The 24,318-nt window shown below is 70.4% G+C and carries 27 protein-coding genes and 1 pseudogene; 19 read left to right on the forward strand and 9 right to left on the reverse strand.

Annotated elements, in window-relative coordinates:
* Positions 1-363, forward strand: coding sequence for a hypothetical protein (locus AB0B33_RS28930; protein ID WP_360777396.1), 363 nt, complete (start codon positions 1-3; stop codon positions 361-363).
* A 9-nt stretch (positions 364-372) separates the two neighbouring features.
* On the opposite strand, the gene AB0B33_RS28935 is transcribed toward AB0B33_RS28930, so the two are convergent.
* Positions 373-831 carry a hypothetical protein gene (locus tag AB0B33_RS28935; protein WP_360777398.1) on the reverse strand — a complete coding sequence of 153 codons (459 nt, stop codon included), beginning with the start codon at positions 829-831 and terminating at the stop codon, positions 373-375.
* On the opposite strand from AB0B33_RS28935, the gene AB0B33_RS28940 reads away from it, so the two are divergent.
* From AB0B33_RS28940 to AB0B33_RS28960, 5 genes are all read left to right on the forward strand, one after another.
* Positions 821-1,426, forward strand: a complete 606-nt coding sequence (locus AB0B33_RS28940) for a histidine phosphatase family protein (RefSeq protein ID WP_360777400.1) — start codon at positions 821-823, stop codon at positions 1,424-1,426. The genes AB0B33_RS28935 and AB0B33_RS28940 overlap by 11 nt on opposite strands.
* Positions 1,427-1,499: 73 nt before the next feature.
* On the forward strand, positions 1,500-2,072 hold the full coding sequence (locus AB0B33_RS28945) for a transglutaminase family protein (protein WP_360777402.1): 573 nt from the start codon (positions 1,500-1,502) through the stop codon (positions 2,070-2,072).
* Positions 2,073-2,255: 183 nt separating this feature from the next.
* Positions 2,256-3,269 carry a hypothetical protein gene (locus AB0B33_RS28950; protein WP_360777404.1) on the forward strand — a complete coding sequence of 338 codons (1,014 nt, stop codon included), beginning with the start codon at positions 2,256-2,258 and terminating at the stop codon, positions 3,267-3,269.
* Positions 3,270-3,271: 2 nt separating this feature from the next.
* Positions 3,272-3,910, forward strand: a complete 639-nt coding sequence (locus AB0B33_RS28955; protein WP_247017537.1) for a hypothetical protein — start codon at positions 3,272-3,274, stop codon at positions 3,908-3,910.
* A 73-nt stretch (positions 3,911-3,983) separates the two neighbouring features.
* Entirely contained in the window at positions 3,984-4,655 is a 672-nt protein-coding gene (locus AB0B33_RS28960; protein WP_360777406.1) for an HD family phosphohydrolase, read from the forward strand.
* Here the strand turns inward: AB0B33_RS28960 and AB0B33_RS28965 are convergent, their stop codons facing one another.
* Complete coding sequence (locus tag AB0B33_RS28965) at positions 4,656-5,306, reverse strand: class II aldolase/adducin family protein (protein WP_360777408.1); 651 nt, start codon at positions 5,304-5,306, stop codon at positions 4,656-4,658.
* Between the two features lie 194 nt (positions 5,307-5,500).
* Complete coding sequence (locus AB0B33_RS28970) at positions 5,501-6,406, reverse strand: hypothetical protein (RefSeq protein ID WP_360777410.1); 906 nt, start codon at positions 6,404-6,406, stop codon at positions 5,501-5,503.
* Between the two features lie 177 nt (positions 6,407-6,583).
* Here AB0B33_RS28970 and AB0B33_RS28975 point away from each other — a divergent pair, with 177 nt between their 5' ends.
* From AB0B33_RS28975 to AB0B33_RS28995, 5 genes and pseudogenes are all read left to right on the forward strand, one after another.
* Positions 6,584-7,753, forward strand: coding sequence for a DUF445 family protein (locus AB0B33_RS28975; RefSeq protein ID WP_360777728.1), 1,170 nt, complete (start codon positions 6,584-6,586; stop codon positions 7,751-7,753).
* Positions 7,754-7,812: 59 nt separating this feature from the next.
* The gene (locus AB0B33_RS28980; RefSeq protein WP_247025479.1) at positions 7,813-8,985 is read left to right on the forward strand and encodes a DUF445 family protein; all 1,173 of its coding nucleotides are present in this window, start codon (positions 7,813-7,815) and stop codon (positions 8,983-8,985) included.
* 36 nt (positions 8,986-9,021) lie between these two features.
* The gene (locus tag AB0B33_RS28985) at positions 9,022-10,230 is read left to right on the forward strand and encodes a DUF445 domain-containing protein (protein WP_360777412.1); all 1,209 of its coding nucleotides are present in this window, start codon (positions 9,022-9,024) and stop codon (positions 10,228-10,230) included.
* 109 nt (positions 10,231-10,339) lie between these two features.
* Positions 10,340-10,480, forward strand: a pseudogene (locus AB0B33_RS28990) (DUF445 domain-containing protein); the annotation flags it as partial.
* A 95-nt stretch (positions 10,481-10,575) separates the two neighbouring features.
* Entirely contained in the window at positions 10,576-11,010 is a 435-nt protein-coding gene (locus tag AB0B33_RS28995) for a hypothetical protein (protein ID WP_360777414.1), read from the forward strand.
* A 1-nt stretch (position 11,011) separates the two neighbouring features.
* Here the strand turns inward: AB0B33_RS28995 and AB0B33_RS29000 are convergent, their stop codons facing one another.
* From AB0B33_RS29000 to AB0B33_RS29010, 3 genes are read right to left on the reverse strand one after another with little or no spacing between them, the layout of a single operon-like run.
* Positions 11,012-11,893, reverse strand: coding sequence for a metal ABC transporter permease (locus AB0B33_RS29000; protein WP_360777416.1), 882 nt, complete (start codon positions 11,891-11,893; stop codon positions 11,012-11,014).
* A gap of 3 nt (positions 11,894-11,896) precedes the next feature.
* A complete protein-coding gene (locus AB0B33_RS29005; RefSeq protein ID WP_247017523.1) occupies positions 11,897-12,742 on the reverse strand; it encodes a metal ABC transporter ATP-binding protein in 846 nt (281 codons plus the stop codon).
* A gap of 2 nt (positions 12,743-12,744) precedes the next feature.
* The gene (locus tag AB0B33_RS29010; protein ID WP_360777418.1) at positions 12,745-13,656 is read right to left on the reverse strand and encodes a zinc ABC transporter substrate-binding protein; all 912 of its coding nucleotides are present in this window, start codon (positions 13,654-13,656) and stop codon (positions 12,745-12,747) included.
* A 176-nt stretch (positions 13,657-13,832) separates the two neighbouring features.
* On the opposite strand from AB0B33_RS29010, the gene AB0B33_RS29015 reads away from it, so the two are divergent.
* From AB0B33_RS29015 to AB0B33_RS29035, 5 genes are all read left to right on the forward strand, one after another.
* On the forward strand, positions 13,833-14,933 hold the full coding sequence (locus AB0B33_RS29015) for a LacI family DNA-binding transcriptional regulator (RefSeq protein ID WP_360777420.1): 1,101 nt from the start codon (positions 13,833-13,835) through the stop codon (positions 14,931-14,933).
* A gap of 102 nt (positions 14,934-15,035) precedes the next feature.
* Positions 15,036-15,527, forward strand: a complete 492-nt coding sequence (locus AB0B33_RS29020; protein ID WP_247017516.1) for a carbonic anhydrase — start codon at positions 15,036-15,038, stop codon at positions 15,525-15,527.
* 3 nt (positions 15,528-15,530) lie between these two features.
* Positions 15,531-16,487: a glycosyltransferase gene (locus AB0B33_RS29025; RefSeq protein WP_360777422.1), complete on the forward strand. Its 957-nt coding sequence runs from the start codon at positions 15,531-15,533 to the stop codon at positions 16,485-16,487.
* 9 nt (positions 16,488-16,496) lie between these two features.
* On the forward strand, positions 16,497-17,372 hold the full coding sequence (locus AB0B33_RS29030; RefSeq protein ID WP_360777424.1) for an A/G-specific adenine glycosylase: 876 nt from the start codon (positions 16,497-16,499) through the stop codon (positions 17,370-17,372).
* 63 nt (positions 17,373-17,435) lie between these two features.
* Entirely contained in the window at positions 17,436-18,392 is a 957-nt protein-coding gene (locus AB0B33_RS29035; RefSeq protein ID WP_360777426.1) for an N-acetylmuramoyl-L-alanine amidase, read from the forward strand.
* A 68-nt stretch (positions 18,393-18,460) separates the two neighbouring features.
* Here the strand turns inward: AB0B33_RS29035 and AB0B33_RS29040 are convergent, their stop codons facing one another.
* Positions 18,461-19,207 carry an alpha/beta hydrolase gene (locus AB0B33_RS29040; RefSeq protein WP_360777428.1) on the reverse strand — a complete coding sequence of 249 codons (747 nt, stop codon included), beginning with the start codon at positions 19,205-19,207 and terminating at the stop codon, positions 18,461-18,463.
* 74 nt (positions 19,208-19,281) lie between these two features.
* On the opposite strand from AB0B33_RS29040, the gene AB0B33_RS29045 reads away from it, so the two are divergent.
* Positions 19,282-20,688: a M1 family metallopeptidase gene (locus AB0B33_RS29045; RefSeq protein ID WP_360777430.1), complete on the forward strand. Its 1,407-nt coding sequence runs from the start codon at positions 19,282-19,284 to the stop codon at positions 20,686-20,688.
* On the opposite strand, the gene AB0B33_RS29050 is transcribed toward AB0B33_RS29045, so the two are convergent.
* Positions 20,674-22,062: an ATP-binding protein gene (locus tag AB0B33_RS29050; protein WP_360777432.1), complete on the reverse strand. Its 1,389-nt coding sequence runs from the start codon at positions 22,060-22,062 to the stop codon at positions 20,674-20,676. The genes AB0B33_RS29045 and AB0B33_RS29050 overlap by 15 nt on opposite strands.
* 50 nt (positions 22,063-22,112) lie before the next feature.
* Between AB0B33_RS29050 and AB0B33_RS29055 the strand changes: the two genes are divergently transcribed.
* Positions 22,113-22,424 (forward strand): antibiotic biosynthesis monooxygenase, encoded by a 312-nt coding sequence (locus tag AB0B33_RS29055; protein ID WP_247017502.1) that lies wholly within the window; start codon positions 22,113-22,115, stop codon positions 22,422-22,424.
* Entirely contained in the window at positions 22,417-23,232 is an 816-nt protein-coding gene (locus tag AB0B33_RS29060) for a Sir2 family NAD-dependent protein deacetylase (protein ID WP_360777434.1), read from the forward strand. The genes AB0B33_RS29055 and AB0B33_RS29060 overlap by 8 nt, the downstream gene beginning before the upstream one ends.
* A 24-nt stretch (positions 23,233-23,256) precedes the next feature.
* Here AB0B33_RS29060 and AB0B33_RS29065 read toward each other — a convergent pair whose 3' ends face one another.
* The gene (locus AB0B33_RS29065) at positions 23,257-24,216 is read right to left on the reverse strand and encodes an endonuclease/exonuclease/phosphatase family protein (protein ID WP_360777436.1); all 960 of its coding nucleotides are present in this window, start codon (positions 24,214-24,216) and stop codon (positions 23,257-23,259) included.
* Positions 24,217-24,318: the final 102 nt, after the last annotated feature.

Below are 24,318 nucleotides of genomic sequence, written 5' to 3' on the forward strand. Positions count from 1 at the left end.
ATGACCGACCCCGTCGACCTGGCCAAGGTGCCCGGCGTGATCCCGTACGTCGACAACCACACCGGCCCCCGCCGCCTCCTCACCCTGGAGATCCCGCACCTGGGCCACACGGTCCGCGCGTACGCCCCGATCGCCAGCATCGACGGCCGCCAGTACGTCGTCTCCTGGGGCTCGGTGACGTTCGAAATCCCCGCGGACCGCAACGTCCACGTGAGCGCCCACCTCCACACGAACAGCGGACACGAGCACACGATCACCCCGTTCGCCTCGATGGTCCTGGTCCCGCACCCGGCCCCGATCAGGCTGAAGGCCCAGTTCGTCCCCACCCACGGCCCCGAAGGCACCCTCATCCCCGTGGGCTGAGGCGCGCCATCAGCGCAGCAGCAGGACGACGAGTACCACCACCACGGCCGAGAGGTTCATGGCGACCATGACCGCCAGGAGCCGCAGTTCCAGCGGTGCCTGCCGCCACGCCGTCGTCTGGCGGGTTTGCGGCACCGGCTGAGTGAGCCGCATCCTGGCGCCCACTTCGTCGACCGGCAGACCCCAAGCATTGAGCACCGCACGCACGAGCCGACGTCCGATGGCTGTGGCTTTCTGCATTGTCTCAACGAAACTGCCCGTAGTGCGGAACCTGACGCCCGACACCTTGAACCCCGGCCCCGCGACCTCAGCGATCACTCCGTTGAATGCCGTGACCAAGCTGCTCGCAACGACACGAAGACCGCCGTCCCTCGTGAGCCGGCTCCAGTCGAGTCGCAGGCCGCCGCGGCGTGTTACCCGGCCCGGCCGCGAGATCGGGACGTGAAAGCCTGAGACCGTGTTGACCACGCGGTACCTGTTCCTCACCCGGCACGGCGAAGCGACCCCAAGCGGCGAACTCACCGAAGCCGGACGGCGCCAAGCAGTCCTCCTCGGGCGGCGGCTGCGAGACGTCCCGGTCACCGCGATCCACCACGGCCCCCTCCCGCGCGCCGCGCAAACCGCCGACCTGATCGCCGCCCAGCTCCCCGGCGTCCCCCGCAACGAGAACGAAGCCGCCGGCGACTTCGTCCCCTACGTACCCCAGCGCGAGGAACTCCCCGAAACCGCGGCCGGCGTCCTCCTCGCCTTCGCCCGCAGCCTCCCCCCGGCCGACGAAGACCTCGCCGCCGAAGCCGAACGCAGGTTCACCGGTCCCGTGCCCGGGACCGAACCGAGGTACGAAGTCCTCGTCACGCACAACTTCCTCGTCGGCTGGCTCGTCCGCGCCTCCCAAGACGCTCCGCCGTGGCGGTGGCTCGCGCTCAACCACGCCAACGCCGCCCTCACCGTCATCCGGTACTCGCCCGCCCGCCCCGCCGCGCTGCTGACCTACAACGACCAGAGCCACCTGCCCGCCGAACTGTGCTGGACCGGGTTCCCGCCCGACTTCTACGTTCCGTAATCGGCAGGTGCGGAGCGTGTCCGCCGCGGAAAACACGTCTCGCCCGAATGGCCGCACCTGTCAGGATGGCCGGATGAGTCCCGGTCCCTCACCCACCTCCGATCGGCTCAGCGACTACCTCGTCGCCGACGCCGTCGTCGATCACCGGCACCCGCTGATCCGGGCGCGGGCCGACGCTTTGCGCGCCACCGGAGAAGATCCCGTCGAAGCCACCTTCCGGTTCGTGCGGGACGACGTCGAACACGTCATCGACGCCGCGGACCCGCGCGTCACCTGGCGCGCTTCCGACGTGCTCCGCGAGCGCGTCGGGATTTGCCACGCGAAGGCGCACCTGCTCGCCGCTTTGCTGCGGGCACAAGGGATTCCGGCCGGGTTCTGCTACCAGGAGCTCTCCGCGCTGCACGGGCTGAATGCCGTGTACCTGCACGGCAAGTGGTCGCGCCTCGACGCCCGCGGCAACCGCACGGGCGCGCGCGGGGAGTTTTCGCTCGACGAGGAGAAACTGGCCTGGCCGGTCGACACCGCGCGCGGCGAACGCGATCTCCCGGAGATCCACCCGGCACCCGCACCGGTCGTCGTGGATTTCCTGATGACCGCCCGACCCGGCCCCGGCTGGTACGAAAACGGCCTCCCGGCCACGCTCTGACCCTGGGTTCCCGGCGTTTTCGGGAAACCAGGAGATCTGGTTAATTATTGCCCAGAGTGACGTCCGGCGGCCCGCGCTGTCCCCCGAACTTCTTATTTCGCACCTCCCGTCAGGCGCGTAAAGTGACTCCGCGCACTCGAACAGACACGATTTGCATACGTCCGTTCGGGTGGTTCGAGGGAGGTGAAGCAAGTGGCCGCGGATGGCGGATCCCGCCGCCGTACCCCACTGCAGGAGATCTTCTGGACCAGGACGAGCTTGCTCCTCACGGTGCTCGTCGTCGTCGCCGGCCTCAGCCTGTGGCTCGCCGGCCTGATGGACCCCGGCACCGGGAAGAACCTGGTGACGTCGCTGGGCACCGGCACCCTGATCTCCGCGATCGTGGGGTTCGGCACCACGCTGATCACCGCCAGCGCTTCTCAGAAGGCGCTGGTGACCCCGGTGATCGAAGAGAGCAGGCGCGCGCTGGAAGACCTCAGCGCCGAATACCGCGCCCTGAACAAGGAGTTCTTCCCCACCGACGTGTTCGAGGCGACCACCGAGCCCGACCCCGCGTTCAACCGCGGGCTGATGGCCGACCTCGACCACACCCGGCAGTACTTCTTCCGCGGCTTCTCCGGGCGGCACGCCGCCGCCCGCCTCTTGCTTTCCCGCACCGAACGCGAACTGCGCGCCGTCATCGCCGATCCGCGCGACGCCACCTCGATCAGCGGGCGCGCCCGCTACCTGTTGCGCCGCGAAGCGGGCGACGTCGACTACGAACAGATCCAGACCCGGCTCGACGAAGAGATCCGGATCGGGCTCGTCGGCCTCTTCCTGGCGCGCAGCCGCTGCGCGTCGGTCGACATCACCGTGGTCGCCGACCCGCCGCTGGACCGGCTCGAGCTGTTCGACGACAGCGTGTGGGTGTCGCTCTACAGCGACGTCCGCGGCGCCACGAAGCTGTACCCGCGGTCACTGCGGTTCACCGAGGGTTCCTTCCTCTACAACATGGAGCGCGCCGAATTCGTGCGCGTCTCGCAGTCCCGGACCGGCCGCCACTTCCGCATCACGTCCGCGACGACGCGGACGGATTTCCTGGCGCTGTTCGAAAAGATCACCGGATCCCCGTTGTCCGAGGAGCAGTTCCGCGAGCTGGAGGCGAAGTTCCACGCCTTCCGCGCGGAGTTCTCCGAAGTCGCCGAGCTAGGGAGCTGACCTTGCTCACCCGCCTGTCCCCCCTCACCGAACTGGCCACGCGCCTGCGCACGGCCGGGTTCCCGCTCGCCGTGGACTGGCGCGCGGTCGACGGCTGGTTCCGGCCGTGGGCCACGCAAACCGGCCTCCGCGAAGAGCTGCGGACCCAGCTGCGCACGCTGTCCGGCGCCCAGGCCGCGAAGGTGCTGCGCTCGTCCAGAGAAACGACCACGCACTTCGCCTGGTGCCTGCTGGATTCGCCGTCCGACCCGTTTTCCTTCTGGCTGCACGAATACAAGGCCCAGGAGGACTGGCGGGAAGGCTACGCGGATTCGGTGCACAACCACAGGTACCACTTCTGCACCACCATTCTCCGTGGTGACTACCTTCACGAGCGGTACGAAACGACGATCGACCACGACACCGGGCTGATCGCGGCCGCGCGGCTGCGCCGCCGGACGTTGTGCCAGGCCGGCTCCTGCGCCACCATGCTGGCCGACGAATTCCACCGGATCCCCGAAGCGGCCGCCGGGACGATGACTTTCCTCGTCAAATCACGCCCCGTGAGCAGTTTCAGCCTTTCTTTCGACCCGGCCCGCGGAATCGGCCATCGTCACGTTCCGGTCGAGAGCCGATTGGGGGAATTGGCGGACCGCATCTAGCTACACACCGGCGTCAGCGGCGCTTACCATTGCTCCACCCGTCTGAACACCACGGCCGGGATGGGAGAGGTGTATGCGCACGCAGGAAAGCACGATCGACCACGTGATCGTCGACGCCGTCGAAGGCCGGGTCCGCCGGCTTTGCCGCCAGTACGCCGAGCGGCTGCAGTTCCACGGCTGGCACCACGTCAGTTTCGTCCGCGCGAAGGCAGGCGGCTTCGCCCGCCACAACGGGGCCGACCCCGCGGTGGTCGAAGTCGCCGCGCTGGTGCACGACGTCAACTACCTGGTGCTCCGGAACTCGCCCGCGTCCGCGGGCCGGAACCTGCGCCTGGAAATCCTCGCCGAATGCGGGGTGCCGCCGCACGTTTCGCGGTGGATCGACGAGATCGTCGACGAAGCGGAAATGGCCACGCGCGGCCGCGACATTTCGCTGGAGGCGCAGGCGTTGAGCGACGCGGACACGTTGTTCAAGGCGCTGCCGGTGACGCCGGTGGTGCTGGCCCACCGGTACCTGCGCGAAAACGGGCTGAGCCTGCGCGAGCTGGCGAACAAGATCGTCGGCGAGCAGTGCGACGTCCACGACGAGGGTTACTACTTCTACAACCCGGAGGCGGCCGCGACGTACTCGCGCTGGGCGACGGCGAACCTCCAGCTGTGGCAGTGCATCAAGGAGGCGGTCGACGACCCGACGGTGGTCGAGCTGCTGGACGCGGTGCACGCCGTGGACGCGCTGGCTTCGTAGTCAGCCCTGTCCGTAGCCGCGCAGCCGGTCGACCACCTTCGCCACCTCGGGCGGCGGGAGCAGGCTCGGCCGGCCGGCGCTCTGCGCGAGCAGCCACACGCGGCACGCCCACTCGAGCTGCTGCGCCCGCTGGTAGGCGGCTTCGAGGCCGTCGCCGTAGGTGAGGGTGCCGTGGTTGGCCATGAGGCAGCCCCGCCGCCCGTCGAGGGCTTCGAGCACGGCGCTGGCCAGCTCGGGCGTGCCGTAGGTGGCGTAGCGCGCGACGCGCACCGAGGGCCCGATGGTGGCGACGATGTAGTGGACCGGCGGCAGCTCCCGCACGAGCGTCGAGGCGGCGGTGGCGTGCGGCGAGTGCGTGTGGACGACGGCGGTCACGGGCTCGCCGTCGGGATCGCGCACGTCCCAGTAGACGGACAGGTGCATCGGGAGTTCACTGGTCGGCTTGAGCGACCCGTCGACCACCTGCCCGCCGAGATCGACGACGGCGACGTCGCCCGGGGTCATGCTCGCGTAGGGAACCCCGGTCGGCGTGACGGCGACGAGGTCACCGGCCCGCACGGAGACGTTCCCGGAGGTACCGACCACGAGGCCGTCACCGACCATCCGGCGGGCGTATGCGCAAACTGCGGCCCGCTCGGTCTCGAGGATCATGCGCACCACTCTGGTCTAGACACGCCCCCGCCCCTCCCTTGGGGGGCGGCCCCTGTCCAGTCTATCGGCTCTCACCTGCAAAAACGGTGCATCCGGAAATCTGTGGACAACTCAGAGCGATGTGGATAAGTGGGCCCGGCGTCTCGACGAGACGCCGGGCCGGGTCGCGAAGTTCCGTGGGTCGCGTGCGCAGCTCAGCCCTTCGCCGCCGAAGCCGGAGCCGGAGCCTTCGAAGCGGCCGACGCAGGAGCGGGAGCAGGAGCCGGCTTGCGGTCCCCGCCAGCCGGAGTCTCCTCCACCGGCGCCAGCAACCGCATCGCTTCCTGGACCGCCACGTCCGTAGCCGCGATGCGTTCCGCGACCTTCTTCCGCAGGTCCAACGCCAGCTTCCGGTTCTGGTCCGCCTCCGCCTGCTGGGCCCGGGCCGAAGTCAACGCCGACTCCGTCTCCTGCTTCTTGCGCGAGACCTCGTCATCGAACGCCTTCTTCTTCCGCGCCAGCTCCTCCGAAGCCACCCGGTCGGCCTCCTGCCGCGCGGCCGCCGCCGCGGCTTCGGCCTTCGCGTCCGCTTCCTTGCGGGCTCGCTCCGCCGCCGCGGCCTGCTCGACTCGCTTCGCGCCCGCTGCCGCGTTCAGCTTCTCGATCTCGCCCCTCGCCTCCGACAGCATCCGGGCGCGGTCCTCCTCCGCGTCCTTCGCCAGCTTGTCGGCCGTGCGGCGGGTCTCGTGCGCGTACTTGTCCGCCTGGTCGCGGGTCGACGCCGCGTCCGCCTCCGCCGCCGCGCGCAGGTCCGCGATCTCCTCCTCCGCGAGCTGCATCATCATGCGGACGCGCTCGGCCATCGCGCCGGCGCCGGACGGGCTCGAGCTCATCCGGGCGAGGGCGGCCTTCGTCTCGGCCAGCTCCTTCTGCGCGTACGAGAGGGCTTTCGTGAGGTCCGAGGACGTCGCGACGGCTTCGTCGCGGCTGCGCGACGTTTCGCGCATCTCCTTGGTCAGCTCGGCGAGACGCTCGTCGACCTGGCGCTGGTTGTAGCCGCGGACACCGACCGCGAACTGGGTGGTCTTCGGGGCGGACTGGGGCTTCTCAGGCGCGACCATCGGCACACCTTAGTGAGCCGGGGACCGTCCGCACGTACCGCCAAACGGATGCATCACGGATATTGGAACCCCCGGTGACACCTGGCATCCTGAGCCTGTTGACCAGCGGTTGACGGCGAGGAGGCCATTGTGGACGTACTCGCCGACATCGGCGCGCACTGGCACGTCTACGCCACCATGCCGCTCATCGCCGCCTTGATCGGTTACCTGACCAAGCGGGTGGCCATCGAGATGATGTTCCGGCCTCTGGAGTTCGTCGGCGTCAAACCCTTCGGCTGGCAGGGCGTCATCCCGGCGAACGCGCGGCGGATGGCCACCACCGCCGTCGACCTGCTGACCCGCAACCTCGTCGACCCGCAGGAGATCTTCAGCAGGCTCGATCCGGAAGAAATGGTCAAAGAGCTCGAACCGCCGCTGCTCAAGGCCGTCGAAGAAGTCACCCGCGAAGTCATGGAGACCTACCAGCCACGTCTCTGGGAACTGCTGCCGACGCCGGCGCAGCGGCTGCTCGTCGAGCAGGTCCAGGCGCAGGCGCCGGCCGTCGTCAAACGGCTCGTGCGGGACGTCTCGGCCAACATCGACGACGTCCTCGACGTCGACGACATGCTGATCAGCGCCATGGTCCGCGACAAGTCGCTGACCTGCCGGCTGATCCGCGAGGTCGCCGCGCCCGAGTTCAAGTTCATCGCGCGGTCCGGGATCGGGTTCGGCTTCGTGATCGGGCTCGTCCAGTTCGTCGCGTGGGCGCTGACCAAGGAGCCGCTGATCATGCCGATCTTCGGTTTCGTCACGGGCTTCGTCACGGACTGGCTCGCTCTCAAGATGATCTTCTACCCGCGTGAGCCGCGCGGCTTCGGCTTCTTCCGCTGGCAGGGCATGTTCCAGAAGCGGCGCCAGGAGGTCGCCGCCGACTACGGCGCGCTGATCGCCGACGAGGTGCTCACCGTGCGGAACGTGCTGGAGGCCGTGCTCACCGGGCCGCGCGCCGACAAGCTGTTCGCGATGATCACGCGCGAGGTCCAGCGCACGGTCGACCGGCAGGCGAGCGTCGCCAAGCCGCTGGTCGCGCTCACCATCGGCGGCCGGCAGTACCAGGAGATGAAGCGCGCGGCGGCGGCGAAGGTCATCGCCTACCTCCCCGAAACGGTGAAGCACGTCGAGAGCTACGCCACCGACGCCCTCGACGTCCGGAACACGATCGTCGGGAAGATGCGGCAGCTGACGCCGATCGAGTTCGAGGGGATCCTGCGGCCGGCCTTCAAGCAGGACGAATGGAAGCTGATCGCCGTCGGCGCGGTCATCGGCGGCCTGGTGGGTGAACTCCAGGTGCTGCTCCTGCTGCACTGATCACGGGCCGATAGCGTGCGCGAGTGGACTTCGGCACGCACTGGCAGGTGTACGTCACCATGCCGTTCATCGCGGCGCTGATCGGCTACGTCACCAAGCGCGTCGCCATCGAGATGATGTTCCGGCCCCTCGAGTTCGTCGGCGTCAAACCCTTCGGCTGGCAGGGCGTGCTGCCGGCCAACGCCGAGCGGATGGCGGCCACCGCCACCGAGATGCTGACGACGAACCTCGTCGACCCCAAGGAGATCTTCGCGCGGCTGGACCCGGCGCAGGTGGCGAAGGAGATCGAGCAGCCGCTGCTGCGGGTCGTCGAGGACGTCACCCGGGACGTGATGGAGACCTACCAGCCCCGGCTGTGGGAGGTGCTGCCGAACGGCGCGCAGCAGCTGCTGCTCAAGCGCGTCCAGGCCGAGGCGCCGAAGGCGATCACGAAGATCATGCGGGAGATCGCCGACAACATCGAGGACGTCCTCGACCTCAAGCACATGGTCGTGACGAACCTCGTCCGCGACAAAGCGCTGCTGAACCGGCTGATCCGCGACATCTCGCGGCCGGAGATGCGGTTCATCGCGCGCTCGGGGATCTGGTTCGGGTTCATCCTCGGCTGCGTGCAGCTGGTGGTGTGGGCGCTGACGAAGTCGCCGATCGTGCTCCCGCTGTTCGGCCTCGGCATCGGCTGGCTCACCGACTGGCTCGCCCTGAAGATGATCTTCCTGCCGCGCGAGCCGCGCCGGTTCCTCGGCCTCTACACCTGGCAGGGCATCTTCCAGAAGCGCCGCGACCAGGTCGCCGCCGACTACGGCGACATGATCGCGCGCGAGATCATCACCATTCCCCACCTGCTGGAAGCCGTGCTGCGCGGGCCGAAGTCCGACAAGCTGTTCGCGATGATCACCCGCGAGGTGCAGAAGACGATCGACGCGCAGGCCAGCGTCGTCAAGCCGTTCGTGGCCATCGCCGTCGGGACGAAGAAGTTCCAGGAGATGAAGCAGACGGCGGCGGCGAAGGCCGCGGAGCGCGTCCCGGAGACGATCCGGTACGCCGAGAACTACGCGATCAACGCGCTCGACGTGCGCAACACGATCGTCGACCGGATGAAAAAACTGAGCGCGCTGGAGTTCGAGCAGCTGCTGCGGCCGGCGTTCCGGCAGGACGAGTGGAAGCTGATCGCCGTCGGCGCGGTGATCGGCGGGCTCGTCGGCGAGCTGCAGGTGCTCGCGCTGCTCGGGTAGCCGGTACGGTTTCGCTCTCGGCATGAGGAGGTCGGATTGGACGCTGTCCTGAACGACCTCGCCGCGCACTGGCCGGTCTACGCGGCGATGCCGTTCATCGCGGCGCTGATCGGGTACGTCACCAAGCGCGTCGCCATCGAGATGATGTTCCGGCCCCTCGACTTCGTCGGGATCCCGCCGCTGCTCGGCTGGCAGGGCGTCGTCCCGAAGCACGGCGGCCGGATGGCGGCGGTCGCTACCGAGCTGCTGACCGAGAACCTCCTCGACCTGCGCGAGGTGCTCGACCGGATCGACCCGGTGATCATCACGACCGAGCTGGAGCAGCCGCTGCTGCGCGCGGTCGACCACATCGCGCGCGAGGTGCTCGCCGAACACCACCCGCGGCTGTGGGAGGTCCTGCCGACGCTCGCCCAGGAAATGCTGATCAAGCAGGTCCAGGCGTCGGCGCCGAGGATGGTGCGGGAGTTCCTCGACGACGTCCGCGAAAACCTCGACGAGGTGCTCGACGTCCAGCACATGACGGTCCAGCGGCTGACGCGCGACAAGGCGCTGCTGGTCCGGCTGATCCGCGAGACGTCCCGCCCGGAGATGGCGTTCATCGCGCGGATGGGGATCTACTTCGGCTTCGGGCTGGGCCTGGTCCAGACGATCGTGTGGGCGCTGACGCGCGAGCCGTGGGTGCTGCCGGTCTTCGGCGGCGCGATCGGGCTGTTCACCGACTGGCTGGCGATCAAGCTGATCTTCGTCCCCCGCGAGCCGGTCCGCGTCGGCCGGGTGATCTTCCAGGGCAAGTTCCAGCGCCGGCGCGCGGAGGTGGCGCGCCAGTACGGCGAGCTGATCGCGACCGAGGTCCTGACGGTCCAGAACCTGCTGGACGCGGTCCTGCGGGGCCCGCGCGCCGACCGCCTGGCGGCGTTGGTGGAGCACCTGGTCTCGGAGGCGGTCGACAAGCAGCTGCCCCTGTCCCGGACGCTGGGCGGCACGCGCCTGAAGGACATGAAGCACGCGGCGACGGTGAAGGCGCTGGAGCAGCTGCCCGACACGGCCCGGTACGCCGAGGGCTACCTGACCGAGGCGATGGACGTCGCGAAGGTGATCGAGCAGCGGATGCTGGCGTTGACGCCACTGGAGTTCGAGGGGTTGCTACGGCCGGCGTTCCGGCAGGACGAGTGGAAGCTCATCGCCGTCGGCGGGGTGATCGGGTTCGTGGTGGGCGAGCTGCAGGTCCTGCTGATGCTCGGCTGACGCCGGCACTGACCCCGCTGCCCTTCGGCGGGCTGCTGCGGCCCGTGTGGCGGCAAGACGAAGGGAAACTCATCGCGGTGGGCGAGTCGTCGGGGAGCTGCAAGCCCTGCAGGTGCTGACGTTGACGCCACTGGAGTTCGAGGGATTGCTGCGGCCGGCGTTCCGGCAGGACGAGTGGAAGCTCATCGCCGTCGGCGGGGTGATCGGGTTCGTGGTCGGGGAGCTGCAGGTCCTGCTGATGCTCGGCTGACCGGGTGACCGCGGCGACGCGCCTAAACCCGGCGCCGGGTTTAGCGCGTGTCCTGTGCGGCCAGCCGGCCGATCAGGGCAAGCAGAGGGGAACTCATGAAACGGTTCGTCACCGCGGTCGTTCTTTCGCTCACCGGCCTGTTCGCGGGTGCGGGTGTCGCGTCCGCCGACGTCATCGTGCCCCCGGAGCAGTTCGGGCACGTGTGCAGCGGCTACCAATACCTGAAAAACGACCGCACGCGGTACTGGCAGGCCTGCGCCTGGGCGGACAACAACGAGGTGTACTTCACCGTCGCCCTCGGGAACGCCGGCGACATCACCTGGGCGCCGGGCGAGGTCAACATCGGCTTCTACAAGTCCGGTGTCTACACCTTCTGCAAATCCGTCACCAGCGTCCGGATCTCACCCCATTCGGTCGGGCACACGGCGAGCAACGAGTGCGTCCGGCCCCGGGTCCGGGCCGCCTACCAGGCCATCGGTTACCCGAACTCGGACAGCACCGCGAAGAGCGACACGCTCCAGGTGCAGTAGCTCAGGCAGCCGCGACGAGGTCCGGGGCCGGGTCCACCGTGCGGACCCGGCTCCGGCGGTCGCGCTGCCAGGCGATGACCCGGCACACGACGTAGATCAGGAACGAAATCGCCGTCACGAACGCGCTCACCGGCAGGCCCGGGGCCAGGGACAGCACGATCCCGCCGATCGCCGCCACCTCCGCGAACACCACCGAAAGCACCGTGGCCTTCCACGGCGACGCCGTCACGCGCGCGGCCGCCGCGGCCGGGGTCACCATCAACGCGACCACCAGCAGCGATCCGACGACCTTCACGCTCAGCGCCGTCGAAACGCCCACCAGCAGCGCGAACACCACGGTCAGCGTCTTCACCGGCACCCCGCGCGCCACCGCCACGTTCCGGTCCACCGAAGCGAACAGCAACGGCCGGTACACCAAAGCCAGCACGGCGAGCACGACGACCGAAGACACCACGAACAACGTCAGGTTCGTCGAATCGATCGTGATGATCTGCCCGGTCAAGATGCCGAACTTGTTCCCGGACCGTCCTTTGTAGAACGACAGGAACAGCACGCCCATGCCGAGGCCGAACGACAGGATCACGCCGATCACCGAGTCGCGGTCCGCGTCGCGCGCGCCCAGGATGCCCAGCAGCAGGGCCGCCGCCACCGCGCCGATCAGCGCCCCGTACTCGACGCCGATGCCGAGCAGCAGGGCCGCCGCGCCGCCGGTGAAGGCCAGTTCGGACGTGCCGTGCACCGCGAACGACATGCGCCGCATCACGATCAGGGGGCCCATCACGCCGGCCACCAGGCCGAGGATCACCGCCGCCACCAGTGCGGTCTGCACCCCGGACAGCTCGGTGATCAGCTCCCAGGTCTTGCCGAAGTCGAACAGATCCAAGACTCAGCCCACTTGCTCTTCGACGTCGTGTTCGTGGTGGTGCGGCTCCTCCTCGCACAACGCGCTCTGCGCGCCCGCGATGTGGATCTGCCCGCCCACCTTCAGCACCTCGACGCGGGTCCCGTACAGCTCGGACAGGGTGGCCGTGGTCATGACCTCGTCCGGCTTGCCGATCCGGAACGAGCCGTTGACCAGGTACAGCACGCGGTCGACGAACGGCAGCACCGGGTTGATCTCGTGCGTCACGAACAGCACCGCGGTGTCGGCCGTGCGCCGGCGGCGGTCGATCAGCTCGCTGATCGCGCGCTGGTGCGCCAGGTCGAGCGACAGCAGCGGCTCGTCGCAGAGCAGCACCTCGGGGTCGCCGACCAGGGCCTGCGCCACCCGCAGCCGCTGCTGCTCACCGCCGGACAGACGCCCGACCGGCTGCTTCGCGTACCGGGTCGCGCCCACCGCGTCGATCGCTTCGGCGACGAGGCGGCGCCGGGCCGCCATGCCGAACAGGCCGGGGCCCCAGCGGTGGCCGTCGAGGCCCAGCCCGACCAGGTCGACGCCGCGCAGCGTCAGCGACTCGTCGATCGCGCGCTGCTGCGGGATGTAGCCGATCTTGCGGTTCGCGCCGCCCGGGCGGCCGCCGGCGATCTCGACCGTGCCCGCCGAGAGGTCCTGCATGCCGAGCAGCGCCTTCAGCAGGCTGCTCTTGCCGGACCCGTTCGGGCCGAGGACAGCGAGGAACTCGCCCGGCTCGACGACCAGGTCCAGGCCCGACCAGAGGGTCCGGGGGCCGAACGCCAGACCCGCCCCGCGGACCCGGACCGCGGGGCGTACGTCGTCGGAGACAGGAGACATGGCTACTTCAACGCTCCTGCCAGCGCATCCACTTCCCCGGTCATCCAGCCAATGTAGTCCGTCACACCTTGCGGCAGCGTCTCGGTCACGTCCACGACGCCGATCCCGGCGGCCTTCGCCCGCCCGACGACGTCCTGGGTCAGCGGGGTGACCGTCTGCGCGTTGTTGATCAGCGCCTTGACCTGCTTGGTGGCGATGAGCTGCTGGTACTCGTTCACCGCGCCGGCCGGGACGTCGGTGTCGTTCTCCACCGCGTCCGAGAACGCCTTGGGCGTCGCGTCGGTCAGCTTCGCGCTCTCGAGCAGGTAGTGCGCGACCGGCTCGGTGACGACGACCTTCGTGCCCGGGTGCGACGCACCCAGCTCGCCGAGGCGCTTCTCCAGCGCGCCGGCCTTCGCCTTGAACGCGGCCGCGTTGTCGGTGAACGCCTGCTTCGACGCCGGCTGGAGCTCGCCGAGCTGCGCCGCGAGCTGGTCGGCGACCTTGCCGACGCCCGGCAGGTCGTACCAGACGTGCTCGTTCTCGTCGCCGGTCGCGGCGATGTCGTACGCGACGAGCTTCTTGGCGTCCCCGGCCTGGCCGGTGAGCTTGTCGAAGAACTCGTCGTACCCGCCGCCGTTGGACAGGAGCAGCTTCGCGTCCTTCGCCGCGAGGGCGTCGTCGGCGGTGGTCTCGTAGGAGTGCGGGTCGGCCGACGGGTCGTGGATGACCGACTTGACCTCGACCTTGTCGCCGCCGACGGCGCTGACGACGCTGCCCCAGACGTCCGTCGAGGCGACGACCTCGATCTTTTCGGAGCCACCGGACTGCGCGCCGCCGTCGGAACCGGATGTCCCGCCGGAGCACGCGGCCAGCGCGAAGAGGGACAGGGCCGAAGCGGCGGCGAGCACGTTCCTGGTGCGGCGGGAACTCATGCGGAACTCCTGGAGACGCTAATGGAAACCGTTGTCAGATTCACCTTACCCCATCCGGATGACTTCCTGGCCATCCGATCCCGGTTTGGTGTATGCGTCTTCGTGCATGCGGATCGAGACATCGACCACGCGGGGTGTCTCTTCATGAATTCGATCTGAACCGTTACGGTTTGCTGATGGGACGTCCTATTCGCACCCGGAGGCAGGCGACGCTGGCGTCGCTCGCGGCGGAGCTCGGTGTGTCCAGGACCACGGTGTCCAACGCCTACAACCGGCCGGACCAGCTGTCCCCCGAACTGCGCCGCCGGGTCCTCGAGACCGCGCGGCGCCTCGGCTACCCCGGTCCCGACCCGGTCGCCCGCTCCCTGCGCACCCGCCGGGCCGGCGCCGTCGGGCTGCTGCTCACCGAGAACCTCTCCTACGCCTTCCGCGACCCCGCCGCCGTCGGCGTGCTCGAAGGACTGGCCCTGGCCTGCGAAGACGCCGGCGTCGGCCTCCACCTGGTGCCGGCGAGCCCGGGCCGCGAGGACGTCGCCGCGGTGCACCGCGCGGGCGTCGACGGCTTCGTCGTCTACTCCGTGCCCGACGACGACCCGAGCCTGGCCGCCGTGCTGGAGCGCCCGGTGCCGACGGTGATCATCGACCAGCCGAGCATCGAGGGCATCGACCGCGTCGGCCCGGACGACGCCGCCGCCGTCGGCAAGATCGCCGAGCACCTGGTCGGCCTCGGCCACCGGCAGGTCGGCGTCATCTGCATGCGGCTGGCCCGCGAGCGCAACGACGACTTCGTGTCCCCGGCGCGCCAGAGCGGCGCGCACTTCCACGTCCAGCGCACCCGCCTGGAAGCCCTGGCCGTGGCGTTCTCGGCGGCCGGCGTCGACTGGGCCGGCGTCCCGGTGGTCGAGCGCTTCGACCACACGGTGGACGACGGCGCTTCGGCGGCCCGCCAGCTGCTGGACGCGTACCCGCAGATCACGGCCGTGATCTGCACCTCGGACATCCTCGCGCTCGGCGCCATGGCCGAGGCCGAACGGCGGGGGCTGCGCGTGCCGCAGGACCTGACCGTCACCGGCTTCGACGGCATCGCCGAAGCCGAGCGGATCGGGCTTACCACGGTCCACCAGCCGGTGCTCGAGAAGGGCAAGACGGCCGGGCGCCTGCTACTCGGTTCCGCCGAGCGCAGCGCGCCGAAGGTGATCACGCTGCCCACCGAACTGCGCGTCGGGCGCACGTCGGGGCCGCCGCGGACGATCGAGGAGCCCTGGTTCGGCGGGTAGAAACCCGTGACATTGCTCGTACTGCATTGCTCGATCGCGCACCGCCCGGTCCAATGGGGTGGACAAGCCCGCGCCGCGGGGCCACTGGCCGGAAGGTGACCGATGACCTCGATCGACGTACTGCTCAAGCGCAACCAGGAACTCGGCGAGGTGACGCCCGGTGACCGGTCGTCCCCCAAGCCCTCGCTCCAGGTGGCCATCCTGACCTGCATGGACGCCCGGATCCGGGTGTTCGAGCTGTTCGGCCTCCTGCAGGGCGAGTCGCACGTCCTCCGCAACGCGGGCGGCGTCGTGACCGACGACATGATCCGTTCGCTGGCCCTCTCGCAGCGCAAGCTCGGCACCCGCGAGGTGCTGGTCGTGCAGCACACCGAGTGCGGCCTCTCGATGGTCACCGAGGACGACTTCAAGGACGAGCTGGAGACCGACACCGGCCTGCGCCCGACGTGGTCGGTCGAGGCGTTCCGCAACGTCGAGAACAGCGTCCGGACGTCCGTGGAGCGGGTGCGGCGCAGCGCGTACCTGCCGCACACGGAGAACGTGCGCGGGTTCGTCTACGACGTGAAGACCGGGAAGCTCACCGAGGTCCAGTAGGTCTTGCGAGTCCTTTTCGCCGGTCTGGCGTCGGCCGGCCACACGTACCCGATGGTCCCGCTCGCGATCGCGGCGCGGGACGTCGGGCACGAAGTCCACTTCGCCGCCGGCGAGCACGTCCACGCGCCGCTGCGCCGGCTCGGGCTCGGCCCCTTCCGGCCCGCGGACGCGTTCTACGAGATCTACGCCGAAGACCTGGCGCCGGATCTGGCGCGGCTGCGGCCGGACCTGGTCGTGCACGGGTGGGGTGTCCCGGAAGCGGGCGTCGCCGCGCGGCGCGCCGGGATCCCGGCACTCTGGCACGGCTTCGGCAGGCTGGTGCCCGAAGGCATCGGGTTCGAGCGCCCCTCCGGTGGCGTGCACGTCGACATCTGCCCGCCCTCGCTGCAGGACGCGGGCTTCCTCGCGACCGCCGAGCGGATCGCCCTGCGCCCGGTGCCCTTCTCGGAGCCGGAGCCGCCCGTGGCCGGCGGTCCGCTGATCTTCCTGACGCTCGGCACCGCGTTCGGCACCCCGGAGGTGCTCACCACGGCGATCCGCGGCCTGGCCGCGCTCGGCGAGCACGTGGTCGTCGCCACCGGCCGGGTGCCGCCGGCGGACCTCGGCGAGGTGCCGGGCAACGTCACCGTCCGGGCGTGGGTGGAGCAGACCGAGGTCGTGCCGCACGCGGACCTCGTCGTGCACCACGGCGGCAGCGGCACCACCCTCGGCGCGCTCGCCGCCGGTGTCCCGCAGCTGGTCCTGCCCCAGGGCGCCGACCAGTTCGCCAACGCCGAAGCGCTCCTCGCCGCCGGTGCCGCGGTGCGTCTCCTGCCCGGCGAGCTGAGCGCGGACGCCGTCACCGAGCAAGCCCGGAAGGCGGCCGCCTGCCGCGGCGCCGCCCGAGCGCTGGCCGAGGAGATCGCCGGGATGCCGTCGCCCGCCGAGGTCGCTCGCGAGCTGCCGAAGCAGGCGAAGTAGCCTCCCGGCGTGGCTGTGGACGCTGACGTACTGCTCGACTGGTTCTCCGCGCACGGCCGGGACCTGCCCTGGCGCGAGCCGGACTGCTCGGCCTGGGGTGTGCTGGTCAGCGAAATCATGCTGCAGCAGACCCCCGTCGTCCGGGTGCAGCCGATCTGGCACGAGTGGCTGGCGCGCTGGCCGGTGCCCTCGGCGCTGGCCGCGTCGTCGCAGGGCGAAGTCCTGCGGGCCTGGGGCAAGCTCGGCTACCCGCGCCGCGCGCTGCGGCTGCACGAAGCCGCCGGCGTGATCGCGCGCGACCACGGGGACGTCGTCCCGTCCGATGTGGACACCCTGCTCGCGCTGCCCGGGATCGGCGCCTACACCGCCCGGGCGGTCGCCGCGTTCGCCTACGGGCGGCGGGCGCCCGTCGTCGACACCAACGTGCGGCGGGTCGTCGCGCGGGCCGTGCACGGGGCCGGGGACGCCGGGCCCGCGTCGAACACCCGGGACATGAACGACGTCGAGGCGCTGCTGCCGGCCGAGGACGCGCCCGCCGCGAAGTTCTCCGCCGCGATCATGGAGCTCGGCGCGCTGATCTGCACCGCGCGCTCCCCGAAGTGCGCCGACTGCCCGATCTACGACGAATGCGCGTGGCAGCTGGCCGGGCACCCGGAGTACGCCGGCCCGGCCAAGCCGGTGCAGAAGTTCGCCGGCACCGACCGGCAGGTCCGCGGGCGGCTGCTGGACGTCCTGCGCGGCAGCGAAGGGCCGGTCGAGAAGGCGAGGCTGGACCTCGTCTGGCACGACGCCGGGCAGCGCGACCGCTGCCTGGATTCCCTGCTGACGGACGGTCTCCTCGAACAAACCCGCGACGGTCTCTTCGCACTACCGGGTGAACACTGACGCACTACGACCAAAGTTGGTCAATAGTTGTCATCGGCGCGATGCGGAGTTACCTTTCTCCGCATGGTCACTGTTGACCGCCGGACCCTGCTCAAAGCGGGGGTGACCGCGACCGCGGCCGGCGCACTGGGGATGACGACCACCGGGACGGCCGCGGCGGCCGTGCCGACACCGACGATCCACCCGACGTCCGAGTGGGGCGCGCGGCCGGCGAGCGGCGCGATCGTGGTGGAGAACCACAGGCCGACGTACATCGTCGTGCACCACACGGTGGACCCGGGCAACAACACCGACTACTCGCTGGCGCACGCCCTCCAGATCTCGCGCGACATCCAGAACTTCCACATGGACACGCGCGGCTGGATCGACACCGGCCAGCAGTTCACGAACAGCCGCGGCGGCTACGTCACCGAGGGCCGCCACCGCAGCCTCGAAATCCTGCGCGGCGGCACCCAGCACGTCCAGGGCGCCAACGTCGGCAACCACAACAGCGAGTGCATCGGCATCGAGAACGAAGGCCTCTACAGCACGGTCGACGTCACGACGGCGCTGTGGAACTCGCTGGTCGGGCTGGTCGCCTACATCGCGCACCAGTACTCGATCACGCCCGAGTTCATCAAGGGCCACCGCGACTTCAACTCGACCGAGTGCTGCGGCCAGGTGCTCTACGACCGGCTGCCGGAGCTGCGGACCGCGGTCGGCCGCGTCCTCGGCGTCTCGGTCGCGCGCACCGAGGCGGAGTGGCCGCTGCTCAAGCCCGGCGCGACCGGCAAGAAGGTGCAGCTGGCGCAGCAGTTCCTGCGGTCGTCGGGCTTCGACGTGCCGACCGACGGCGTCTTCGGGAAGTCCACCACGGACGCCGTGGCCGCGCTGTCCGCCCGGGCCGGCCTCGAGCAGGACACCTGCACCGCGGCGAAGGCGGCGGACGAAACCGGCTTCCTCGGCGCCGACGTCTGGCCGCTGATCGTCCCTTCCGACCGCTCGACCGCCGCTTGGCGGGCAGACCTGTCCCGCACCTGAAGCGCACTTTCCCTATGAAAGCTCCGCTTTGTGGCGCAAAGTGGAGCTTTCGTAGGGAAAGTGGCGTTTCAGCGGGCGAGGACGCTGCTCAGGAAGGCCTCGACCGCGCCGCGGTAGGTCTCCGGGGCCTCGTCGTGCGGTAGGTGCGCGGACCCGGGCACGACGAGGTGCTTCGCGCCCGGCACGCGCGCCGCGACGGCGGCCTGCTGGCCGGGCGGCATCGCCGTGTGCTCGCCCTCGACCAGCAGCAGCGGGCAGCGGATGGCCTCGACGACGTCCCAGTAGTCGCGGCGGCCCCACTCGGCCGCGATGACGTAGAGGTCCTCCAGGTCGGCGACCAGGTGGTAGCCGTCTTCGCGCTCCTCGACGCAGTCGGCGAAGTACTCGCCCGCGTCGCCGAAGAACTCGCGGACGTGGCCGAGCGACTTGAACGGCACGGGCCAGCTCTCGAAGTACCCACGCCAGGTCTCGACGGTCCGGCCGCGCTGGTCCGGCGCGAAGTCCTCGGACACGACCGCGCGCACCAGCTCCGGGTAGCGCGCGGCGGTCGTCCACGCGTGCAGGGCGCCCATCGAATGCCCGATGAGCACGGCCGGGCCCGCGTCGAGGGTCCGGAGCGCTTCGGCGACGTCGTCGGTGAAGCGCTCGGTCGTCCACGGGCCGACGCGCGGGGCGCTGCCGTGGCCGCGCGCGTCGAGGCCGTACACCGCGCCGTAGGGGCGAAGCCACTCCGCGACCCGCCGCCACGTTCGCGCGCGGCCCATCAATCCGTGGAGCAGAACGATCGGCACGCCGGTGCCGCCGAAACAGAGCACGCGGCCACCTAACCACAAAAGGCCTGGTGCGGAACGTGACCGAGTGATCGCTTTCCATCACCTATGGTGTTCGTATGCGCCGCCGACTCGCTGCCCTCGCCGTCTGCGCCGCGGTGATCCTCGCCGCGGCCTGCGGCGGTGACGCCGTCCCCGGCGTGCCCCAGCCGCCGCCGATGCACCCCTTCCCGGGTGCGGCCGGCGCCGGTGATCCGTATTACCCGGACGACGGCAACGGCGGCTACGACGCACTCGGCTACCAGGTGGGCGTCACGTACGACCCGCCGAGCGGCCACCTCGACGGCGACACGACGGTCACCGCGAAGGCCACCCAGGACCTCAGCCGCTTCGACCTCGACCTGCGCGGGCTGACCGTGCGGGGCGTCGAGGTCGACGGCCAGCCGGCCCGCTTCAGCCGGGAGAAGGCGCACGAGCTGGTGATCACGCCGTCGTCGCCGGTCCGCGCGGGCGCGACGTTCCGCACGCGGGTGATGTACGGCGGCGAGCCGGCGAAGACCCCGCACGAGGGCGGCAGCGAGAACGGCTGGCAGCGCTCGGCCGACGGCGGCGCGTTCATGGTCGGCGAGCCGCACTCGGCGGCGTTCTGGTACCCGGTCAACGAGACCCCGCGAGACAAGGCCACCTTCACGCTCACGGCGCACGTCCCGGCCGGCTGGACGGTGATTTCGAACGGCCGCGAGGGCCCGCCGGGCACCTGGACCGAGCCGAACCCGGTGGCGAGCTACCTGACGACGATCGCGATCGGCAAGTTCAGCGTCGACAAGTCGACCCTGCCCGACGGCACCCCGGTGGTGTCGGCGTACGCCCCGGGCGCCGAGGCCCACCGCGCGATCGGCGACCGCCTGCCCGAGGTGCTCGGTTTCCTGACCGCCGAGTTCGGCCCGTACCCGCAGTCGGCGGCGGGCGGCGTCTTCCTGAACGAGGACGTCCACTTTTCGCTGGAGACGCAGACGCGGCCGACGTACGCGAAGTGGGCGGACCTGCCGACGCTGGTGCACGAGAACGCCCACGAGTGGTTCGGCGACTCGGTGTCGCTGCGCGATTGGTCCGACATCTGCCTGAACGAGTGCTTCGCGTCGTACGCGCAGTGGCTGTGGGCCGAGCGCGAGGGCCAGAGCCTGGACGACCGCTACCGCGCGGCGATCGAAATCACCCGCGGCAGCACGGACTTCTGGTCGCAGAAGCTGGTCGCGATGGGGCAGGGCCACGAGTTCGAGGGTGTCTACAACAAGGGAATCCTGGCGCTGCACGCGTTGCGCCGCGAAATCGGCGACCCGGCGTTCGGCCGGCTGCTGAAGGAGTGGCCGGCCCGCTTCCGCCACGCGAACGCGACGTGGCCGGACTTCGAGGCGATGGCGGCGAAGGTGAGCGGCAAGGACCTGCACCAGTTCTTCACGGCGTGGTTCCACGGCACGACACTCCCCGCGGACGCCGACCTCTTCCCCGGCTCACTGCGCAGCTGAGCTGCCCAGCAACGACCGCGTCAAGGCACTCCGCGCGTCCTGCATCTCCCGCAACGCCGTCGTCAGCTCCTCGTCGCCGACCACCACTTCCTCCTCCGGACGCGCGGCCAGCGACAGCAACGAAGCCCGCCGCAACAGCTCCTTCGCGAACGACGCCGTCACCCCTTCCGTCGCCTCGACGATCGGCGCGAGATCCGCCGTCAACCGCAAACCGCGCCCGTACAAGCGAAGCAGCGCTTCACGGCCCACCGCGTCCGGCAGCGGGATCTCCACCGCCAGGTCGACCCGGCCCGGGCGGTCCGCAAGCGCTTTCTCCAGCTCGCTCGCCCGGTTGGTCGTCAGCAGGAACGTCACGTCCGCGTCGCCGCCCACGCCGTCCATCGCGTCGAGCAGGGTGAACAGCAGCGGCTGCACCTGCGGGCCGTAGCTGCGGTCCTGGGCGATCAGGTCGACGTCCTCGAGCACGACCACGCTCGGCTGCAGGCGGCGGGCCAGCTCGGCGGCCTTGCCGACGAAGCGCATCGCCGTGCCGGTCAGGATGATCACCGTGGTGGCCGGGAGGCGGCCCATCAGGTAGCGGACCGTGTGCGTCTTGCCGGTGCCGGGCGGGCCGTGCAGCAGCAGGCCGCGCTTGAGGTGCTGACCCGCCGCCAGCAGCCGGCCGCCGTGTTCGGCGATGCCGACCGTGTGGCGCTCGATCGCGTCGAGCACGCCGTCCGGCAGCACGACCTCCTCGTCGGTCAGGGTGGGCCGCGGGAGGAACGTGAGGAGTTCGTTGGCGCGGTGCTCGCTGGTGCCGAAGGCCAGCACCTGCCCGCGCAGGAGGTCGTGCTCGGCCATCAGCCGCTCGACGCGGTCGCGCACTTCGGTGGCGGTCGCCCGTGACGTCGAGAGGACCTCCAGCCGGCACTGCTCGAGGCCCCACTGCGGGGTCGCGCCGCGGATGGCCACCAGCACCGGCTCGCCGCCCGGCGCGCTCGTGCCGACCAGCCCCAGCTGGACGGCTTCGGTCGCGTCGTGCGGGCCGGTCGCCGTGGTGGTGTAGTCCACCGAGCCCAGCTCGTACATCCCTTTGCTGCGCGCGGTGGCGAGCATCCCGATCAGGTCCTCGTGCGTGCGCTGGCCGCCCGCGATGCCGAACCAGCCGACGGCCGTGCCGTGCTCGGCGAGGTAGGCGTCGACGCCGCGCTGGATGTTGGCGTGCTCCCACATCGGCCAGTTGCGCGTCACGACCACCACTTCCGGCAGCGGCGCCCCCAGGTGGCCGGTCACGCGGTCGATCAGCTCGTTGCCCGCGCCGCCCGCCACCTCGTCGGCGGTGGCGCGGACGATCCGGGCGATGTCGGTGGCCAGGTCCCGCTCGGTGCTCCCCATGACCCCAACAGTGGCACGGGTCACACCGCGGAGCCAACTACGCTGGAGCCATGAGTGTCGTGAAGATCAACGCTATCGAGGTCCCCGAAGGTGCCGGCCCCGAACTGGAGAAGCGCTTCGGCGCCCGCATGCACGCGGTCGACCAGCAGCCCGGGTTCCTCGGGTTCGAGCTGCTGCGCCCGGTCTCCGGTGAGACGCGCTACTTCGTGTACACGAAGTGGGAGACGGAAGAGGCCTACCAGGCGTGGGCGAAGGGCGGCCCGGCCGCGGCGGCGCACTCCGGCGAGCGCGCCAAGCCCGTTTCCACCGGCGCGAACCTGCTGGAATTCGAGGTCGTCCTCGGCTCGAAGCCGGGTGAGTGAGCTCGCTCGCGCGGCGGAGCTGCTCGACGGCGCCGGCGCACTCCTGATCTGCGCCGGCGCCGGCATGGGCGTCGACTCCGGCCTGCCGGACTTCCGCGGCGGCGAAGGGTTTTGGCGCGCGTACCCGCCGTACGCCCGGCTCGGGCTGCGGTTCGAAGAGCTCGCCGACCCGCGGCACTTCGCCGACGATCCCGAGCTGGCTTGGGGTTTCTACGGGCACCGGCTGGCGCTGTACCGCGAAACCGTGCCGCACGAGGGTTTCCGGCTGCTCCTCGACATCGGCGAGAAGCTGCCCGGCGGCACCCGGGTGTTCACGTCCAATGTGGACGGACAGTTCCAGGCGGCGGGCTTCGGCCACGTCGCCGAGGCGCACGGCTCGATCCACCACCTGCAGTGCCTTGCCGGGTGCACCACCGAAATCTGGCCCGCGGCCGGCCTCGACGTCGCCATCGACGAAGAGACCATGCGCGCGGTGCCGCCACTCCCGTCGTGCCCCCGCTGCGGCGGGCTCGCCCGCCCCAACATCCTGATGTTCGGCGACTACGACTGGGTCCCGGACCGCAGCCAGGCCCAGCTCGACGAGCTGACGGCGTGGCGGCGCACCGCGCACGACCTCGTGGTGGTGGAACTGGGCGCGGGCCAGGCGGTCCCGACGGTCCGCCGCTACAGCGAACTGGCCAGCGCGGCGACCGGCGGGTTGATCCGGATCAACCCGCGCGAACCGCAGATCCGCCACAACCGCGGCGTCTCCATCGCGGCCGGCGCACTGGAAACCCTGCAAGCCCTCGTGAGTGTTCAGGGCGGTTAGAACCGCCCTGAACACTCACGAGCGTCACGGCAGGCGCACCTCGGCGAACACCGCCCGGTGGTCGCTGCCCGGGACGTCGAACACGCGGTAGTCCTGCACCGCCGCGCGGTTGTCGACCACGACGTGGTCGATCGTCACCACCGGCAGCGACGAGGGCCACGTCGGGGTCAGCGCCGAGCCGTGCTCCTCCGCCGCGTCGTTGTAGCCGCGGGACAGCACCGTGCGGAACGCCGCGTGGTCCAGCGTCGCGTTGAAGTCGCCGGCCAGGATGCGCAGGCCGTGCTCGCCCGCCGCGCGGGACAGGTCCTTCATCTCGCGCTCCCACTGCGGGGTGTCGACGTCCGGGGAGATCGGGTGGACTGCGACGATCTCAGCCGTCACGCCGTCGCCGAGGTCGGCCTGCGCGCCCGGCTGCTTGGCCGCCGAGTCGCCGGTCAGGTTGACCTCCTTCAGCGGGAATCGCGACACGATCCCCGAGCCGAACGCGCCCGGGGCCGGGTGCAGCACCTTGTACGGCAGGAGCTGGAACAGCCCGGCCGCGGTCAGCCCGTCGACCACCCGCGGCGTCATCTCGACCAGGTTCAGCACGTCGATCCGCTGCTCGCGCACCAGGTCGACGATCGCCTTCGGGTCCGCCTGGCCGTAGAGCAGGTTCGACGAGAGCACGCGCAGTGTCTTGCCGTGCACTTCGCGTTGCTCGCTCGCCGACAGGCGCGGGACCACGAGCACGGCCAGCGCGATCGCCAGCACCAGCGCGACCCCGCCGACCCACCAGCGCCGGCAGGCCAGCGCCAGCCCGCCGGCGAGCACGCCCGCGGCCGCCGCGTACGGCGTCAGCGACAGCGCGACCAGGGTGTACCAGTCGCCGTCGAAGCCGATCAGGCGCAGCGCCGCCAACCCGGCCAACGGCACCACCGGTACCACCAGCAGGGCCGTGACCAGCGGGTTCTTCCGCCGCGACCGCGTCTCTTCCGCAACCACCATGCCGCCGAGTATGCCCAGCCCCGGCGCGGACGGCTCGGGCACCGGCAACTCCTCCACAAGATCTCCACCAGCGGCTGCCAGCGCCTGCCAGCGCGCTGTGCG

Source organism: Amycolatopsis sp. NPDC049159 (genome assembly GCF_040648295.1).
GTDB lineage: Bacteria > Actinomycetota > Actinomycetes > Mycobacteriales > Pseudonocardiaceae > Amycolatopsis > Amycolatopsis pretoriensis_A.